Origin of the sequence: Billgrantia antri (assembly GCF_019430905.1) — a bacterium.
Classification (GTDB): Bacteria; Pseudomonadota; Gammaproteobacteria; order Pseudomonadales; family Halomonadaceae; genus Halomonas; species Halomonas antri.
On record NZ_JAHYCA010000006.1, the window covers coordinates 286919 to 304221 of the forward strand.

17 protein-coding genes and 1 CRISPR repeat array are annotated in these 17303 nt (G+C 63.3%); of the genes, 5 read left to right on the plus strand and 12 right to left on the minus strand.

All coding sequences use genetic code 11. The features are described from left to right. Positions 1-3: 3 nt before the first annotated feature. A complete protein-coding gene (cas6f, locus tag KPL81_RS16665) occupies positions 4-573 on the plus strand; it encodes a type I-F CRISPR-associated endoribonuclease Cas6/Csy4 (RefSeq protein WP_219793136.1) in 570 nt (189 codons plus the stop codon). Positions 574-703: 130 nt separating this feature from the next. After that, positions 704-2351: a CRISPR direct-repeat array (repeat unit 28 nt; unit sequence GTGAGCTGCCGCACAGGCAGCTCAGAAA). Between the two features lie 193 nt (positions 2352-2544). Here the strand turns inward: cas6f and KPL81_RS16670 are convergent. Both KPL81_RS16670 and KPL81_RS16675 read right to left on the minus strand, forming a co-directional pair. After that, the gene (locus KPL81_RS16670) at positions 2545-2961 is read right to left on the minus strand and encodes a cupin domain-containing protein (protein ID WP_219793137.1); all 417 of its coding nucleotides are present in this window, start codon (positions 2959-2961) and stop codon (positions 2545-2547) included. A gap of 395 nt (positions 2962-3356) precedes the next feature. Beyond that, entirely contained in the window at positions 3357-4358 is a 1002-nt protein-coding gene (locus KPL81_RS16675; protein ID WP_240549336.1) for an aldo/keto reductase, read from the minus strand. A gap of 200 nt (positions 4359-4558) precedes the next feature. Between KPL81_RS16675 and KPL81_RS16680 the strand changes: the two genes are divergently transcribed. Next, positions 4559-5080 (plus strand): cytochrome b, encoded by a 522-nt coding sequence (locus KPL81_RS16680; protein WP_219793138.1) that lies wholly within the window; start codon positions 4559-4561, stop codon positions 5078-5080. Between the two features lie 61 nt (positions 5081-5141). Here KPL81_RS16680 and KPL81_RS16685 read toward each other — a convergent pair whose 3' ends face one another. Beyond that, positions 5142-5564 (minus strand): DUF6746 family protein, encoded by a 423-nt coding sequence (locus KPL81_RS16685; protein ID WP_219793139.1) that lies wholly within the window; start codon positions 5562-5564, stop codon positions 5142-5144. A 161-nt stretch (positions 5565-5725) separates the two neighbouring features. Here KPL81_RS16685 and KPL81_RS16690 point away from each other — a divergent pair, with 161 nt between their 5' ends. Continuing rightward, positions 5726-6316 carry a DUF4202 domain-containing protein gene (locus KPL81_RS16690; RefSeq protein ID WP_219793140.1) on the plus strand — a complete coding sequence of 197 codons (591 nt, stop codon included), beginning with the start codon at positions 5726-5728 and terminating at the stop codon, positions 6314-6316. Between the two features lie 51 nt (positions 6317-6367). Here the strand turns inward: KPL81_RS16690 and KPL81_RS16695 are convergent, their stop codons facing one another. Beyond that, entirely contained in the window at positions 6368-6739 is a 372-nt protein-coding gene (locus KPL81_RS16695; RefSeq protein ID WP_209475677.1) for a DUF6746 family protein, read from the minus strand. A gap of 187 nt (positions 6740-6926) precedes the next feature. Here KPL81_RS16695 and KPL81_RS16700 point away from each other — a divergent pair, with 187 nt between their 5' ends. After that, positions 6927-7175 (plus strand): hypothetical protein, encoded by a 249-nt coding sequence (locus KPL81_RS16700; protein WP_209475679.1) that lies wholly within the window; start codon positions 6927-6929, stop codon positions 7173-7175. A 12-nt stretch (positions 7176-7187) separates the two neighbouring features. On the opposite strand, the gene KPL81_RS16705 is transcribed toward KPL81_RS16700, so the two are convergent. After that, entirely contained in the window at positions 7188-8273 is a 1086-nt protein-coding gene (locus tag KPL81_RS16705) for a C45 family autoproteolytic acyltransferase/hydrolase (RefSeq protein WP_219793141.1), read from the minus strand. Between the two features lie 332 nt (positions 8274-8605). On the opposite strand from KPL81_RS16705, the gene KPL81_RS16710 reads away from it, so the two are divergent. After that, complete coding sequence (locus KPL81_RS16710) at positions 8606-9790, plus strand: ABC transporter substrate-binding protein (RefSeq protein ID WP_240549337.1); 1185 nt, start codon at positions 8606-8608, stop codon at positions 9788-9790. A 184-nt stretch (positions 9791-9974) separates the two neighbouring features. Here KPL81_RS16710 and KPL81_RS16715 read toward each other — a convergent pair whose 3' ends face one another. The 7 genes from KPL81_RS16715 to KPL81_RS16745 all read right to left on the minus strand — a co-directional run bounded on the left by KPL81_RS16715 (position 9975) and on the right by KPL81_RS16745 (position 17171). Next, on the minus strand, positions 9975-11288 hold the full coding sequence (locus tag KPL81_RS16715; RefSeq protein WP_219793143.1) for a branched-chain amino acid ABC transporter permease: 1314 nt from the start codon (positions 11286-11288) through the stop codon (positions 9975-9977). Beyond that, positions 11288-12295: a branched-chain amino acid ABC transporter permease gene (locus KPL81_RS16720; protein ID WP_219793144.1), complete on the minus strand. Its 1008-nt coding sequence runs from the start codon at positions 12293-12295 to the stop codon at positions 11288-11290. Before KPL81_RS16720 ends, KPL81_RS16715 begins: the two co-directional genes overlap by 1 nt. Before the next feature lie 27 nt (positions 12296-12322). Next, complete coding sequence (locus KPL81_RS16725) at positions 12323-13027, minus strand: ABC transporter ATP-binding protein (RefSeq protein WP_219793145.1); 705 nt, start codon at positions 13025-13027, stop codon at positions 12323-12325. A 94-nt stretch (positions 13028-13121) separates the two neighbouring features. Continuing rightward, positions 13122-13892, minus strand: coding sequence for an ABC transporter ATP-binding protein (locus KPL81_RS16730; RefSeq protein WP_209475690.1), 771 nt, complete (start codon positions 13890-13892; stop codon positions 13122-13124). Positions 13893-14009: 117 nt separating this feature from the next. Continuing rightward, positions 14010-15455, minus strand: a complete 1446-nt coding sequence (locus tag KPL81_RS16735) for a sodium-dependent transporter (protein WP_209475692.1) — start codon at positions 15453-15455, stop codon at positions 14010-14012. Between the two features lie 181 nt (positions 15456-15636). Beyond that, complete coding sequence (locus KPL81_RS16740; protein WP_219793146.1) at positions 15637-15963, minus strand: hypothetical protein; 327 nt, start codon at positions 15961-15963, stop codon at positions 15637-15639. Between the two features lie 182 nt (positions 15964-16145). Continuing rightward, entirely contained in the window at positions 16146-17171 is a 1026-nt protein-coding gene (locus tag KPL81_RS16745) for a MerR family transcriptional regulator (protein WP_219793147.1), read from the minus strand. Positions 17172-17303 lie beyond the last annotated feature (132 nt).

Below are 17303 nucleotides of genomic sequence, written 5' to 3' on the forward strand. Positions count from 1 at the left end.
GCCATGGACCACTATCTCGATATTCATCTGCGACCCGATCCGGATTTCCGGCCTGCGATGCTAATGGGGGCGCTATACAGCAAGTTGCATCGCGCCCTTTTCGACCTGAAGTCCAATGACATCGGCATCAGCTTCCCCGATCACAAAACCGGCGTGCGTGCACGCACGCCGGGAGATCGGTTGCGACTGCATGCTGAGCTCCCGCGATTGGAGCAACTAATGGAGGTCTCGTGGCTCACCGGCATGCGCGACCACATCACGTTGGCATCCATTCAACCTGTGCCTGCCGATGCAAAGCACTGCGTCGTTCGGCGTCGACAGTTCAATACCGGAAGTCCTAGCCGGGCGAAGCGGTATGCACAACGACACAGCATCGAAGTCGAAGAAGCGCAGCGCTTGATGGAGGCACCTGCTTCCCGGCAGATCGCCCTGCCTTTCGTACAGGTCAGCAGCCGCTCAAGCGGACAGCGGTTTGCGCTCTTCATCGAGCATGGCCAGCCGCAGTCTCAGCCTATCGCGGGTCGCTTCAACCATTACGGGTTGAGCAGTGAGGCCACTGTGCCCTGGTTCTGACCCTTTTTTCAGAAGGTCACGCTAGGGCCTGTTAAATCAAGTTGTTACTGACGCCTCTCTGAAAAGGGAGGCGTTGCTCTTTCAAAGCATTGCTCTTTAACAATCAATCGCTTAACTTGAATACGCTCTAGTGAGCTGCCGCACAGGCAGCTCAGAAAAGCCCGCCGACGATTCGGGCGAGCGGGAATGTGTGAGCTGCCGCACAGGCAGCTCAGAAAAGCATCATCGACGCCACTGCCGTGAACGTTCTGTGAGCTGCCGCACAGGCAGCTCAGAAAAGACCAAAGCAGTCGCAGCCCGAGCGGGCACGGTGAGCTGCCGCACAGGCAGCTCAGAAATATGAGCATGTCCAATGTTGAAGCCTTCGCTAGTGAGCTGCCGCACAGGCAGCTCAGAAAAAGCACATGCTGCGTCTACGCCACGCCGGCACGTGAGCTGCCGCACAGGCAGCTCAGAAAACCGGGCATGAGCTGGTCATCGTCGCCGGGGCGTGAGCTGCCGCACAGGCAGCTCAGAAAATGGCCGGTGAGCGGTGCGCGATAGCGCATTAGTGAGCTGCCGCACAGGCAGCTCAGAAAGTCGTCGGCGAGCTGCTGCCGGCGATCGTCGAGTGAGCTGCCGCACAGGCAGCTCAGAAATTAACGCCTTCGATGTCGACGACGTCGCGCGCGTGAGCTGCCGCACAGGCAGCTCAGAAAAAGCACATGCTGCGTCTACGCCACGCCGGCACGTGAGCTGCCGCACAGGCAGCTCAGAAAACCGGGCATGAGCTGGTCATCGTCGCCGGGGCGTGAGCTGCCGCACAGGCAGCTCAGAAAATGGCCGGTGAGCGGTGCGCGATAGCGCATTAGTGAGCTGCCGCACAGGCAGCTCAGAAAAGCACCGCCCGCTCACACTCGTGCTCCTCGGCGTGAGCTGCCGCACAGGCAGCTCAGAAATCTACGCCCTGCGTTCAGTCGGCCGCCTCGGCGTGAGCTGCCGCACAGGCAGCTCAGAAATGCTGAAGGCGACCCATGTGGCGCTGACCGGCGTGAGCTGCCGCACAGGCAGCTCAGAAAACCATCGAAGTCATCCAGGAAGAGCTGGAGGAGTGAGCTGCCGCACAGGCAGCTCAGAAATGGCAAGTGGAGCAGGGCCTTCGCAAGCTGAGGTGAGCTGCCGCACAGGCAGCTCAGAAAATTTCGTGAGGCGGTTAGTGGCAGATCCCAGAGTGAGCTGCCGCACAGGCAGCTCAGAAACGCTACTTCCGTGGTGGATGTCGCCCAGTCCTGTGAGCTGCCGCACAGGCAGCTCAGAAAGCCTGAGCAGCATTGCCAATAGCGCCCCCGTAGTGAGCTGCCGCACAGGCAGCTCAGAAAAATCAAACAAGTGGTGTGGCCGGTAAAGACATGTGAGCTGCCGCACAGGCAGCTCAGAAATTGCTGTGGTGGCGGCAGTCCGGAGAGAACCAGTGAGCTGCCGCACATGCAGCTCAGAAATGCTTCACCGAGCAGGGCTGCAAGGACTTCCTGTTAGCTGCCGCACAGGCAGCTCAGAAAGCAGTGGTACCGCCGTCGATCGCCGCAGTGGCGTGAGCTGCCGCACAGGCAGCTCAGAAATGCTCTTGGGCAATGCGCCGCAGTTGACTGTGGTGAGCTGCCGCACAGGCAGCTCAGAAAAGCCCTGCCACACCGCGTGATACTCGACCCAGGTGAGCTGCCGCACAGGCAGCTCAGAAAAGGCCGATCATACGGGGTACTCATGAATGACCGTGAGCTGCCGCACAGGCAGCTCATAAAGCGCAGTTCGGGCACGGTTAATGTCGTCACCTGTGAGCTGCCGCACGGGGCGCGCGCATTGAAACTTCCCCGACCTGTCCAGCCAGGGTGTCGAGCTGACGTCACGGCCCGCACGGGTTACGCAGCTCAAGTTCCTGGCTGTCGGATTTCGGAAAATACACCCCCTCTTTTCCTGCCTTCCATATGACAGATATTACCTTGTCTCGACTGGCATTGAAGCCGAGTTATCGAGTGGAAGCGTTGCGTCAGCGCCAGCTTCCTTGACAAAAAAAACCAGGAATTTTGCCGGTTCGGTGTCGCTCGCATTCCTGGATAAAGTATGAATGTCCGTAGGTGACTCATAAAAGGTTTGTCCAGCTTCTAACGTAACTACATCACCACCCTCCACCTGCATTTCTACCTTGCCGTTCAGTACATAAACGAAAACATGGGAATTATGACGGTGTGGTGCTGACATTCCCCCGGGCTCGTATTGCACAGTCAGCATCTTGACTTGGGGAGAGTCGGGCAAGCTAACGAGTGCTTCAGTCATGAGAGGGGTTATTTCCGCTCCCATGGCGGCTCCGGCACTGCAGAAAAGTAAAAATGCCAATGGTTTAGCAATTTTCATATTGTTTCTCTCGGTCGTTGTGGATAAGGAAAGCATTGCTGTTGCGGTGCGGCTTCGTAGATGGCAACGATGAGGGTTGCAGGGAGAACATTACTGACGGCGAGAGGAGTAGAATTGTATATTTTCGTCAGTTATGTGTGCTGCACTTTGGCTGCGGTAGCTGGTCAGCGAAAGCGGCGGGCCCGGCCACGGTTGTCAGGTGTTAAGGTGTTGGGCTGAGCGATGTCCAGGCAGCTCAGAAAACAGCAAGACCAAGGCCGGGAATGTTCAGGCGTGAGCTGCCGCATGGGCAGCTCAGAAAAGGAGATGAGCCAGCAACCAGGGCGCCGGCGCGTGTGCACACAGGCAGCTAATAAAAACCTATGGAGTGGCGGAACCAATATGGCGAGCCGCCCCTATCCCCCAAACTCCTCCGTATCGATCTCGGCCTGCAGCGCTTCGCTGTAGCGGGCGCCGGCTACCTGGTCCGGTGTCAGCAGTGCGCTCAGCCGCTCAATGGTGGCGGCATCCAGGCGCAGGTCTTCGGCGGCGAGATTTTCGCGCATATGCGCGATGGAGCGGCTGCCGGGGATGGGTATGACGTCGTTGCCCTGGGCCTTGAGCCAGGCGAGGGCGAGCTGGCCGGTGGTCACGTTCTGTTCGCTGGCAATTGCCTGTAGCTTTTCCAGTTGGCGCAGGTTGTGCGACAGGTTCTCGGTACTGAAACGCGGCATGCCGCGGCGCACGTCGTTCTCCGTGAGTTGCGTGGCCTCGGTGACGGCGCCGGCCAGGAAGCCGCGCCCCAGCGGGCTGAAGGCGACCAGGGCCGTATCGGCTTCGCGGCAGGCGTCGATCAGGGCGATCTCGGGGTTGCGGGTCCACAGCGAGTATTCGGACTGCACCGCGGCGATGGGGTGCTCGGCCCGCGCGCGGCGCAGGGTGGCGGCAGACACTTCCGAGAGCCCGATGGTGCGAATCTTGCCCTCTTCCACCAGCCGTCCCAGCGCGCCGACGCTCTCCTCGATGGGCACGTTGCGGTCCAGCCGGTGCAGATAGTAGAGGTCCAGATGGTCGGTTTGCAGGCGTTCGAGGCTTTCCTCGCACTGCCGGCGAATCGTCTCGGGGCGCCCGTCGATCACCTTCTTGCCCAGCGCAGGGTCCATGGCCATGCCGCATTTGCTGGCCAGCAGAATCTCGCTGCGCTTGCCGGCGAGTGCCTTGCCGACCACCCGTTCGTTGGCCGTGGCGCCGTAGAGGGTGGCGGTGTCGAAGTGTCGATAGCCCATCTCGAAGGCTTCATGCAGGGCGCGTAGCGCTTCGGCCTCGGGTACCGGGTTGCCGTAGCCGTGGGAGAGGTTCATGCAGCCCAGGCCGATGATGGGCGAGGCCACTTCCTTGAGGCGAGAGAAGAAGGTCATGCAGGCTCCGGGTCAGGGGAAGGGGGCTATTATCATGCCGAGCGAGGCGCTTGGCTCGCAAGACAGAGCGCCGGGCATGGGCTTGCTATCGGCACGGGCATCGGCATGCACACTGCGTTCACACGGCTTCCTCAATCCGCCGCTACGGTTGGAGCACCAAGCGTAGCGAAGCCGTTAGTGGCCAAGGGGAGAAACCGATCATGAACGCTGTCGAGGTTACCCATTACGGGCGTGTGAGCCGTTATCTGCACTGGGGCATGGCGCTGCTGTTCGTCTGGCAGTTCCTGACAACGAGCGTGCGGGTGCTGTTGAGCGACACGGCGCTGGATGAGCTGCTGTGGGCAACTCACAAACCAACGGGCCTGCTGCTGCTAGTGCTGGTGGTGTTGCGGATGGACTGGGCGTTGTTGAGCCGGGCAAGCCGGCCAGCGGCGCTGAATGCAGCGGCTCGCCTGGGGCACCTGGCCCTGTATGGCCTGATGCTGCTGGTGCCGTCGCTGGCGCTGCTGCGTCAGTACGGTTCGGGGCGCACCTTCGAGCCCTTCGGTATTCCGCTGATGCCAGGCTTCGAGGGCGAAATAGAGTGGATGGTGGCCTCGGGCAGCCTGTTCCATGGTGTGCTGGGCTGGGTTCTGCTGGCGCTGATCGTGGGCCACGTGGCGATGGTGATGTGGCATCGGCGCCAGGGGCAGGACGTGCTGGGTCGCATGCTGGTGCGCTAACTCGCGTACCCGGCGGTCGTGGCCGCCGGGTCCCCGCGTGTCTGCCTGGTGCCGGCCAGCCTTACTGCATCAGCGTCCTGACCCGGTCCAGGTACTCCCTGCCGCTCTCGCGAATGCCTTCCTGCCCCTGGCTGTCGGCGCTTGAGCGCACTTCGCGCACTCGCTCACGCATGGTGCCGACCTCCTCCTCGACCTTCACCAGGGCGTTCTCGATGTCTTCGGTGAGCTGCTGGATGATGGCCAGGTCGCCGTCGGTGAGTGTTTCCTTTTGCATCAGCACGTCGAGCAGATCGTTGCGCAGCTCGAGGGCGTCCACGGCCTGCTGCAGGGTCTCGATGTCCTGACCCTGGGTCTGTTCGAGCTCCTGCATGAGTTCCGACTCGATCATGTTGTCGTCCGCATTGACGCTGAGGTCCTGTTCCTCGGCGTGGGCGAAGCCGATCGTGAGCATGGCGAGAAAGGCAATCAGAGCGGTACGTTTCATTGAGCAACCTCTATGTCGTTTCGATGGCTGTCTCAATCAAGTTAGTTGGATTTCAGTGAGTTACAAGTACACTGAAAGCACGGTACAACCCACGATCAGATTGTCGGCGCCATGCTTGGATGCGGTATGCTGTGGCAATAACGACTTGCAAGGACATTCCTATGCCAGATCAAACACCGTTTCAGCGTGCCATCGCCGAACTCGATGCCTTGCACGCCGAGGATCCGCGGCGGGTCGACGTCGAAGGTGAAAGCCTGCCCCTGGAGCTGTGGCATGCGGGGCGCATGAGCGCCTGGCTGGAGCGGGTGGTGGAAGCGCCTGACGAGCTGGTGCAGATCGCGGTGCGCTCGCAGCATCTGCAACGCTGGGAGGTGCCGCGCAACGATTACCCGGAAGGGCGCGTGGGCTATCTCACCTGGCGCCGCGACCAGGGTAAGCGGGCCGGCGAGACCACGGCGCGGGTGATGGAGGCGGCGGGGTATTCGCCGCAGGACGCCGCCGAGGTCTCCCGCATGATTCGCAAGCAGGGCCTGGGCCGCGATCCGGGCACCCAGGCGGTGGAGGACTGCGCTTGCCTGGTGTTCCTCGAGAACTATTTCGCCGACTTCTCCAAGCAGGTGGAGCACGACCACCTGGTGCGTATCGTGCAGATGACCTGGAAGAAGATGTCGCCGCGTGCCCATGAGCTGGCGTTGACGCTGCCCATGAGCGACGAGGCGCGAGGCGTGGTGGAGGAGGCTCTGGCCGGATAACCGTACCGCGGCGCCATGGTGCCGCGGCGGGGCGGGTCCAGCCAGATCGGCTCAGGGCACCAGCGTCTGGGCCGCTTCCAGGTAGTCGCTACCGTGGTTTTGCACGCGCTCGAATTCACCGGTTTCTGAGCCCAGGTGAACCTCTTCGAGGTTGACCGCCATGGTCTCCACTTCGGCATCGATCTTCTGCAGCGCATTCTCCAGCGTGTAGGAGAGTTCGTGAATGGTGCCGAGGTCCTCCATGCTGAGTTCTTCCTGGGCAAGCAGCTCGGCCAGCTGCTGGTTGGTTTCGGAGAAGTTGGCCACCGCCTGGCTCAGGGTCTCGGAAGGCTCGCCTTCGAAGTGCTCGGTGGGGGAGCTGGCTTGAGCGGTGGCTGCGATCATCAGGCCGGACAGCAGGGTGGGCAGCAGCAGTTTCTTCATGGTTCGTCTCCGTATTGAATGAGAATGGTATGCGTTATCTTGTGTACCACTCTCGCCTGCCGCAAGCAAGCCGCCACGGAAACGAGAACGATTTTTCTTCATGGTATTTGACAGAGGTCAGCCGGCCATCTAGATTCATCTCAATTAATGATAATCGTTATCATTAATTGAGCGAACGGAGGTCGCCATGTCGTACCGCACTCATACCGCCATCCGCGGCGTCACCCCGCCCCTGCAAATCTGCGATGCCACCCCGGGCTCGGTGCGCCTGGCCCGTGAGTATCCGCGCCAGGACACCAGCCTCTCCCAGGAGGAGTGGGAGTTGCTTCAACTCTATCGGGAAGAGGCCCGGCACGATCTGTTCCGGCGTTCGTTCCTGCTCGTCTCCGAGCGCTATCTGAAAGGCGAACTGCCCGCGACTAACCCGGCTCCCTGAGCGGGTGGTGTGTCAGCTCAGGCTGATGCTCAGGCTGTCGTCGCTCTCGCAGGGCTTGCCGTGGCGCAGGGTCAGGCGCCGTTCGCTGAGGTTCATCACCACCGAGAACAGGGTTTCCATGCGCTCCTCGGCGGGCTGGTCGGGGTTGAAGTGGCGGCAGATCGACAGCGGTGCGCCCTGATGATCGCTGAGGATGCCGAACAACCTGGCCTCGTCGATATCGGCGTCCGGCGGCAGTTCGTCATGCAGCAGCGTATCGAGGCGACACAGGCGTGGCCGGGAGTCGGTGCGGGGAAAGTCCTGCACCGGGCAGGGGGTGTCCTCTGCGTAGAGGTGGTTGGTATGCGTGACGATACCGTTGCGCGGCTCGATGCGCCCTGGCTCGCCGGGTTGTACCTCGAGGCCGACGGCCTGGCCCCCCTCGTTGCCGACCTGAGCGCTGGCGAGCAGGAAGTGGGCAGGCGAGCAGACCCGGTCGTGAGTGGCCACGGCGAGCGCGCTCGGCATGTCGTCGCACTCGAGAATCTTGCGCAGGGCAATATGGATCGGCAGGCCGACGCCGCAGGTCTGTGAGCGAATGGCATTGAGGCAGACGCCGATGCCGCGGTCGTTCAGGCCCACCTTGCCGACCATGCCGGCCTCGCCGATGCTCACCAGGGCGGGGCGCCCATCGCCCCGGATGTGCAGGGCGACCACGTTGTCGAGCTGATCGTGGCGCCAGTCCCAGTTCTGCGCCAGCCATTGCTTACCGTGGCGCTGCAGCGAGAAGGCCGAACAGCCGCCGCTGGCCTGTGTCAGGGCGATCTCGCTGCGGCAGTTGAGCGTCAGGATGTCGATGAAATCGACATCCGCGCCCCAGGCGATGCCGTTCATCTCCTCGAGTATTTCAGGAAAGCCCTGCGCGATCTGGGCCTCGAAGTGGCAGGCGCGGTCGCGGGCTTCTTCCCAGCGAATCCCCACGAAATCCTGGAATAGCTGTCCGTACACCTCGATGCCGCGCTCGATCAGGTGGCGGTGGATGCGGCCGTGCTCCGCACCGACCTCGTGATGGCTTCCCGTGAGTTCGGTCACGGACAAGGGGCTCGCCGGCAGGGTCATGGCATCTCCTTGAGCAGGGCGGGGGAGACAGAGTGCATGCGGGGCTCCTGTGATTGGGCGTTGCGCGCTTCAGTATAGGTGATGGCTGGCAAGCCTGGCCGACAGCGTTGAACGTGCAGCCTCTCGTCGTGTCGGGTTTTCCATCGCTGATAAGGGCTTGGCGCTGTGCCGTCAGGATCAAACGTTGGTATGGGGGGCTTGTGTTTTGCCGTTGGGGCTTCCAGATTAAAGGGGTGTCGTTCATTCGTAACCAGACGTAAATCACCACACCTCGTTCACCCATACCTCAATCATCAGAGTGAGAAGAACAAATGAAGAAGAGTGTTTTGGCGATGGCAGTTGCGGCCTCCAGTGTGGCATTCGCTGCGGCGGCACAAGCGGAGGTCAAGATCGGTTTCATCGGCGGTTTCACCGGCCCGATCGAAAGCCTGACCCCGCCGATCTTCGACGGCGCGCGGTTGGCAGTGGCCCAGATCAACGAACAGGGCGGCATCCTCGGCGGACAGGAACTGGCCATGCCCAATGCCGATACCACCTGTAGCGATGCCTCGGCGGCGTCCAACGCGGCGGACCGCATGGTCAATACCGAGAACGTTACCGCCATCGTCGGGGCGCTGTGTACCGGCGCGACCGTGGCGGCGGCCAACAGTGCGGCAATTCCCGGTGGCGTGGTGATGGTCTCGCCGGCCTCTACGGCGCCGGCGGTGACCGAGCTGGACGACAACGACCTGGTGTTCCGTACCGTGCCGTCTGACGCCTACCAGGGCCAGATCCTGGCCAAGCTGATGCTCGAGAAGGGCTTCGACGAAGTGGCGGTAACCTACGTCAACAACGATTACGGTCAGGGCCTGGCCGATGCCTTCACCACGGCCTTCGAAGACGGCGGTGGCACGGTGGCCGAGAATCTTGCGCATGAGGACGGTCGCGCCGATTACCGCTCCGAGCTGGGCTCGCTCTCTTCCAGCGGCGCCCAGACCCTGGTGGTGCTCGCCTATGCCGATGGCTCGGGCCAGACCATCCTGCGCCAAGCCTATGAGAGTGGCGCATTCACCCAGTACGCCGGTGCCGACGGCATGGTGGGGGATTCGCTGGTCGGTGCGGTGGGTGCGGATGCCCTCGAAGGCATGATCGCTACCCGCCCGGGCAGCCCCGAACTGCCGGGTACCGAGATCTTCAACCAGGCGGCTCAGGAGGCCGGCTTCGACCCCAGCGCGGTGTTCGCCGCCCAAGCCTACGACGCCGCTTTCCTGCTGGCGCTGGCCATCGAGCAGAACGGCAACGCCGAGCGCGAAGGCCTCTCCGAGGCGCTGCGTAGCGTTTCCTCTGCCCCCGGCGAAACGATCCTGCCCGGCGAGTGGGAGAAGGCAGTGGAGCTGATCGCGGCCGGCGAGGAGATCAACTACGAGGGTGCCTCCGGCAGGCACGAGTTCGACGACAGCGGCGACGTACCGGGCGTGGTACTGGAAATGGCAGTGGAAGGGGGTACCTTCGTCGGCAAGGGCCTGATCCAGGACTAATCCAGGCCTGAACTGAAGCGGAAAGTGCAAGCAAAGGCCCCGGCGGGGATTCCCGCCGGGGCCTTTCATGTTCATGAGGCTTCTTTCGAAAAGTCGTCGAGCGAAGACCAGGGCTAGGCCCGTTCCCTGCGGGCCAACGCACTTCCCACATCCCTGTGGGTCGCAAGGCAAAAATCAGCCCTCTCTAACCGTGGTGTTTGACTTTCTCGGGCAACAACCCCTGCGGCGCGAAGCGCAGCACCAGGGTGATCAGCAGGCCGATCACGAATACCCGGGCCTGCAGTGCACGGCTGTCGAGGTTGCCCGGCGGCTCCCAGCCGAACCAGCCCTCGCTGAGGGCGGCGGCCCCGTGCATCAGGAACAGCGCCAGGGGCTCGGACATCAGCCAGATGATGTAGACCGCCACGGCGCCGAAGATGGTGCCCAGGTTGTTGCCGGGCCCGCCCAGGATGACCATCACCAGCACCAGGAAGGTGTGGTTGAGCGGCAGGAAGCCGTTGGGATCGAAGATGCTGTTGAACGAGGCCAGCGCGCCGCCGCCGATGCCCATCAGGATGCAGCCCAGCACGAAGATCTCCAGGCGGCGCTTGTTGATGTCCTTGCCCATTGCCGCGGCGGAGATCTCGTTGTCGCGGATGGCGCGGATCATGCGGCCCCAGGGGGCATGGTAGGCGCGGTGGAGCAGGAAGAAGATCGCCGCGATCATTACCGCCGTGAGCGAGAGGTACAACGCCCGGGCCAGGGTAAAGCCCAGTTCGCTCGGGCCGGGGGTAGGCCAGGGCAGCGGCGAGACGGTGGCGGTACCGCGGGTCAGCCAGTCGGAGTTCTTGAGAAACGCCTTGATGATCTCGGCGATGCCGAGGGTGGCGATGGCCAGGTAGTCGCTGCGTAGTCCCAGGCAGATATGACCGATGAAGTAGCCGATCACGCCGGCCAGTGCGCCACCGACGATCCAGCCGCTCCAGGCCGGCAGGCCCAGACCGCCGATGAAGCCGGCGCGGGATTCGATCTCGCCGGTGACCTCGCGCAGCACGCTGATTACCGTCAGGTAGAGCGCCACGGCCAGCACGATGGCGATCAAGGTCCGCAGCCTCTTCGGCACGCCGATGCGGTCGAGCTTGGTAGCACCATAGACGATCAAGACCGCGGCGGTCACGTAGAGCAGCGCCAGGCCCAGTTCGCCGGGTAGCTCGGTGACCCAGAAGGCCTCGTTGACCGGCACGCTGAAGAACATGGTGGCGAAGGAGCCCAGGGCGACGAAGCCCATCACGCCGGCATTGAACTGGCCGGCATAGCCCCACTGGATGGTCAGCCCCAGGGCCAGGATGGCGTAGCAGGCCGCCTCCACCAGCATGCGCGTGCTGTAGGCGCTGCCCATCATGGCGTAAACGCCCAGGATCATCGCCAGCAGGGCGCCGAACAGGATGACTTCACGTAGCGGGAAGCGTGACGGCGCGGCGACGACGTCGTCGCGACGTTCGGTATGTTGCGTGTTCATCAGATCACCTTCCCCTTGAAGATGCCGGTGGGGCGCCACACCAGGATCGCCACCAGGATGAAGAAGGGCACCACGATCTTGTACTCGGTGCCGACGAAGGCGAGGTTGCCGGCCTGGGCCAGCCACTCGGGCAGGCTGTCGCGGAAGGGGCGCAACAATACCGCCCAGTTGAATACCGCCAGCGTCTCGGCGAAGCCGACCACGAAGCCCCCGGCGATGGCCCCGTAAGGGTGCCCCACGCCGCCGACGATGGCCGCGGCGAAGATCGGCAGCAGCAGGAAGAAGCTCAGGTCGGGCTTGAAGGTGACGTCGAGCGCCAGCAGGGTGCCGGCGATAGCGGCAAGCCCACCGGCAATCACCCAGGTCACCGCCACGATGTGATTGGTGTTGATGCCCGAGGCCCGTGCCAGGTCGGGGTTGTCGGACATTGCCCGCATGGCCTTGCCCAGCCGCGTGCGGTTGAGGAACAGGTGCAGCCCCACCACGCAGACGATGGTCAGCACGAACAGGATGATCTGCGGCTCGGTGACGATAACGGGGCGAGACGCCAACTCGAACGGCATCTCTAAGCGGTAGATCTCTTTGCGCTCACCGGCCAGGTAGAGGTTCTGGGCGCCGGTTCCCGAGAACAGGCGAATGAGCCCCTGCAGCATCAGTGTCACGCCGAGCGAGGCGATTACCATGACGATGGGCTTGACCCCGTGGGCGCGCAGCGGCTTGTAGAAGGTCTTGTCGATGCCCACCGCGAGCAGGGCGGTAAGCACGATGGCCAGCGGCAGCATGACGATGGGGGTGGGCAGGCCCACGACTGCGCCCACGCCAGGGAAAGCCAGCGTCAGCAGCAGTACCATGAAGGTGCCGAAGGTCATCATGTCGGCGTGGGCGAAGTGGGCGAAGCGCATGATGCTGAAGATCAGCGTCACGCCGATGGCGCCGATGGCGTAGATCGAGCCGGACACGCTGCCGGCGACGATCACGTTGTTGATGAAGAAAACCAGTTCGTTCACGACTCACTCTCCAGTACGGCTCCGGGCTCAACCGCCCAGGAAGCTCTTGGCCACTTCCGGGTCGGCGAGCAGGGCGGCGCCGGTGTCGGTGAAGCGGTTCTTGCCGGCGGCCAGCACGAAGCCCTTGTCGGCGATGGCCAGGGCCTGCTTGGCGTTCTGTTCGACCATGAGGATGCCCACGCCGGCGGCATTGACCTCCTTCACGCGCTCGAAGATCTCGTTCATGTAGAGCGGCGAGAGGCCAGCGGTGGGCTCGTCGAGCAGCAGCACGTCGGGCTCGGCCATCAGCGCGCGGCCCATGGCGACCATCTGCCGCTGGCCGCCGGAGAGCTCGCCGGCGGGCTGGTGGCGCTTGTCGTAAAGTGGAGGAAAGACGTCGTAGATCTGCTTGAGCATGCGCTTGACGTTGCCCGGCTTGAGGAAGGCGCCCATCTCCAGGTTCTCTTTCACCGTGAGGCTGGGGAAGACGTTCTTCTCCTGGGGCACGAAGCCCATGCCCTTCTGTACCAGCTTGTTGGGCGGCAGGTTGTGGATCGGCTCGCCGCGCAGCAGGATCTCGCCCTGGCTGACGGTGAGCAGGCCGAAGATGGCCTTGAGCATGGTCGATTTGCCGGCGCCGTTAGGGCCGACGATCACGCCGACCTCGTTGGCCTCGATCGACATGTTCACCCCGTTGAGGATGTTCATGCCGCCGTAGCCGCCGTGCACGTCGCGTGCTTCGAGTAATGGCATCGTGGATTCTCTGCGCTGTCGTTACTGTTCTTCTTGTCGATCTCTGCGGGCCAGGCCGAAAGGCGCCGGCGCTGCTCAGGCGACGTTGGAATCCTCAGGCCACGTTAGAGCCAAAGTAGGCCTCGATCACCTGAGGATTGTTCTGGATCTCTTCGATGGTGCCCTCGACCATCACGCTGCCCTGGGCCAGCACGATCACCGGGTCGCACAGCCGGGCGATCATCTCCATGTCGTGCTCGATGACCAGGAAGGTGTAGCCCATCTCGCGGTTGAGCCGTTCGATGTTGCTCACCAGGTCGCCCAGCAGGGTGCGGTTGACCCCGGCGGCGATCTCGTCGAGCAGGACCACACGGGCATCGGTCATCATGGTGCGGCCGAGTTCCAGCAGCTTCTTCTGGCCGCCGGAGAGGTTGCCGGCGAGCTCGTTGCGCACGTGGTGCAGGCCGATGAAGTCGATCACCTCGAGCGCCCGGCGGCGCACCTCGGCTTCCTCGCGGCGCACCAGCCCCGGCTTGAGCCAGGCATCGAACAGGTTCTCCCCGGCTTGCCGCGGCGGCACCATCATCAGGTTCTCCAGCGCGGTCATGTGGGAGAACTCGTGGGCGATCTGGAAGGTGCGCAACAGGCCCTTGTGGAACAGCTCGTTGGCGGGGCGGTTGGTGATGTCCTCGCCGTCGAGCAGGACCTGGCCGCTGTCGAGCGGCAGGGCCCCGGCGATGATGTTGAACAGCGTCGACTTGCCCGCCCCGTTGGGGCCGATCAGCCCGGTGATCGAACCTTTCTCGACCTGGATCGAGCAGTCGTTGATGACCTTCAGGCCACCGAAGGCCTTGTGGACGTGCCTGACGTCGATGATGGATGGCATGTTGGTTCCTGCACGTTATTCCTTTCCGGAATCGTTGTTATTCGCCCGGCCCCGCATGGCAGAGGTCGGGCGACGTCTATCGAGCCGCCGCCCGAAGGCGGCGGCAAGGTGTTCGTTCTACTGTTCCTGGCGATTGTCGGCCAGGAAGGTGCGGCCGGCGGCAAAGGCGCCGACGATGATCAGCGCGCCGATGGCCGGAATCACATACCCCTCGACCTGCGGGATGGTGCGCAGGAAGACGAAGGCGACCGCAGCCGGTGCCACGAAGCGTACCAGGAAGCGCCAGACCCGGAACCAGGTTTCGCCGGTACGCATCTCCTTCATCACTTCGGAGTGGGTCAGTGCCCAGCCGGCGAACAGCGCAATGAGCAGGCCGCCCAGCGGCATGAAGATATTGGTCAGCAGCTCGATGAAGTCGAAGGCGCTGCGTCCGAACAGGGTGTGGAAGAGGCTGGCTTCGGCCCACAGATTGAAACTGACCACCGTGAGCAGGCCCAGCGCCCAGCTGGCCACCACCATGACGAACACCGCCTGGGGGCGGGTGAGGTCGAAGCGCTCCACCAGAAAGGCCGCTACCGGCTCGATCAGCGAGATCGAGGAGCTGATGGCCGCGCCCAGTACCAGAATGAAGAATACCCCGCCGATCAAGCCGCCGAGGGGCATCTCGGCGAACGCCAGCGGTAGCGTCACGAACATCAGCCCCGGCCCGGCATCGGCGTCGAGCCCGGCGCCGAACACCAGCGAAAAAATGGCCAGGCCCGCGACCATGGCCACGGCGGTATCGATGAAAGCGATGGCGAACGCGGTGCGGCTCAGCGAGGCATCGCTGGCCATGTAAGCGCCATAGGCCATGATCGCGCCCATGCCGAGGCTCAGGGTGAAGAACGACTGGCCCATCGCCTGCAGCCAGCCTTCGAGGCTCAGGTCGGCGAGGTTGAAGGTGAACAGGAAGCTCGCCGCGGCGGCGAAATTGCCGTTGGCGATGCCGTAGCCGAGGATCACCAGCAGGATCACGAACAGTGCCGGCATCATGATGCGCAGCCCGCTTTCGATACCCTTGTGAATACCCAGGCCCACGATCACTCCCGAGGCGATGATGAACAAGGTGTGATAGAGCGTGAGCAGGCCCGGCGAGGCCAGCAGAGCATCAAAGCCGGCGCCGATGGTGGCGGCATCGGCGCCGACCAGCGTGCCGGTCAGCATCAGCCAGGTGTAATGGATCGCCCAGCCGGCGATCACCGAGTAGAAGCTCAGGATCAGGAAGGCCGAGGCGGCGCCCAGCCAGCCGATCGATACCCAGCCGCGGGAGGTCTTGTGGGTGCGGGTCAGGAACTGCATGCCCATGATCGGGCTTCTGCGACTGGCACGGCCGAGCATGGTCTCGGCGATCAGGATCGGGATGCCGACGGCGAAGATGGTCAGGGCGTAGATCAGGATGAAAGCACCGCCGCCGTTCTCTCCGGTCAGGTAGGGGAAGCGCCACAGGTTGCCGAGCCCTACTGCCGAGCCGACGGCAGCCAGCAGGAAGGTGCCCTTGTGTGTCCAGACGTTGTGCGTGCTCATTATGCTTCCGAAGGCTCGTCTTGTGGCCTTGTGGGCCTGCGAATGCCGCTACCGAAAGCCGGTTGGGTGGGCCGGTCGGTGGGCGCGTACACTGTGCGACACAAACCTGCGTCCTGGCCAGTAGACGATCGTTAAGGCTACGTTGGAAACGACAGATGACCGGGACGCGGGTTCGTGGAAGTCACTGCGGCTCTTCGTCCTCTGCGGCGCTGTCGCTCGGGCGCGGCTCGAAGGCGCGGCTGGCATCCGGCAGGCGCACCGTGTCGCCGACCACCAGCTTGCCGCGGGTCTGCAGGCGCTTGCCGCTGCGCGGCTCGATCAATGCTACCACCGGGCCGATGCTGGTGCCGTCGACGTAGGCCTCGACCCGCACGCGCGCCACCAGCCCCTGGAAGCGGGCGGTGAGGATGTCGCCGGGCCCGGGTTCGGAATAGCCCTGCGGGTTGCGCTCGTAGTGACGCATCACGCTGTCGGCGCCGGGGTCGTCCCATTCCACGTGCTTGTGCATGGCTGCTCTCCTTGTACGTCGGTTCTCTCCAAGGGTAGACATGGCAATGCGTGAGCGCCGAACTCTACGGCAAACCCAAGGTGGGATTCCATGATCACGGCCAGGAAAAGCGCTTTTTGCTGGAGGAGGGAATAGCGGAGGGGGAGCCCGCCACCGAGGTAGGCGGTGGCGGGTGGGGTGGCTCAGCTCGCCGTCAGGTGCGCGATCGCCTTGCCCAGGTACTCCTTCATGCGCTCGGTCATCCACACGTTCGCCTGAAGCGCCGGCTCCTGCTCGTTGGCCCGGCGAATCTTCTCATGCGTGGCCGGGTCGTCGCCGGCGAAGCTACGCAGTAGCTCCAGCCATTCCCGGGCCAGTTGCTGCACGGCAGGGGCCTGCGGCGGGGTGCCTTGCTCGAGCTGCTGGCGCAGCTTGGCCATCAGGGTCGGCCACTCGTGCATGCGCTGCGGATACCGCTGGCGCATGAAGCTGAACTCCTCCTCGCTGAGGTAACGATGGTAGATGGCCAGCTTGGACTCGGCGAACGCGCGCATCACGTACTCGGAGACCTGCGTGGAGATCCCCATCTGCGCCTGAACCTCCGGCTCGTTGGCATGCATGGCGTTGAGCTTGTCGAGCAGCGTGGGGTCGCCGGCGGTGTCTCGCTCGAGCGTCGTCATCCAGCGCTGTGCCAGCTCCTGTGCGGCGCGGTAGCTGGGCGGCACACCCTGGCGGATCAGGTCCTGGGCTTCGCCGATGAGCGTCTTCCATTCGGCCTGTCGGTCGTCGTCGACCCGGTACAGCGGCAGGCGGTCGAGTTCCTCGCGGGTAAAATAGCGGTCGTACATGGTCATCATCTCCAATGTCTTCAACCAGTCGTCCATCTCCGGCTCGTCGCCGTTCTCGAACTGACGATGCAGCGCCACTAGGCGATCTCGCAGCTGGGCCTGGTCCGCAATCTTGCGTTCCAGCATCTGTATCTGGCGTTCGATCACCGCGGTGAGAGAGGACGAAGGCCGATCAAGCAGGGCGCCGATATCGGTCAGCGACATGCCCAGGGAGCGCAGCGCCTGGATATGGTGCAGGCGGGCGACGTCCTGGCGCCGATAGAGCCGATAGCCGGCATCGGAACGCATGGAAGGTTTGAGCAGGCCGATCTCGTCGTAGTGGTGGAGCGTTCTCACGGTCAAACCCGTGCGCTTGGCCAATTCACCGACTCGTAACAGCATGCTTCGTCTCCTCTCTTCCATGCGTGGGCTGAAGCTTGGAGGCTCACGTCGCGTGAGGGTCAAGCAGGTTTTTTACCGCAAAACGACGACACCCGCCGAAGGGGCGGGTGTCGCGATGGGCAGGCTGTACCA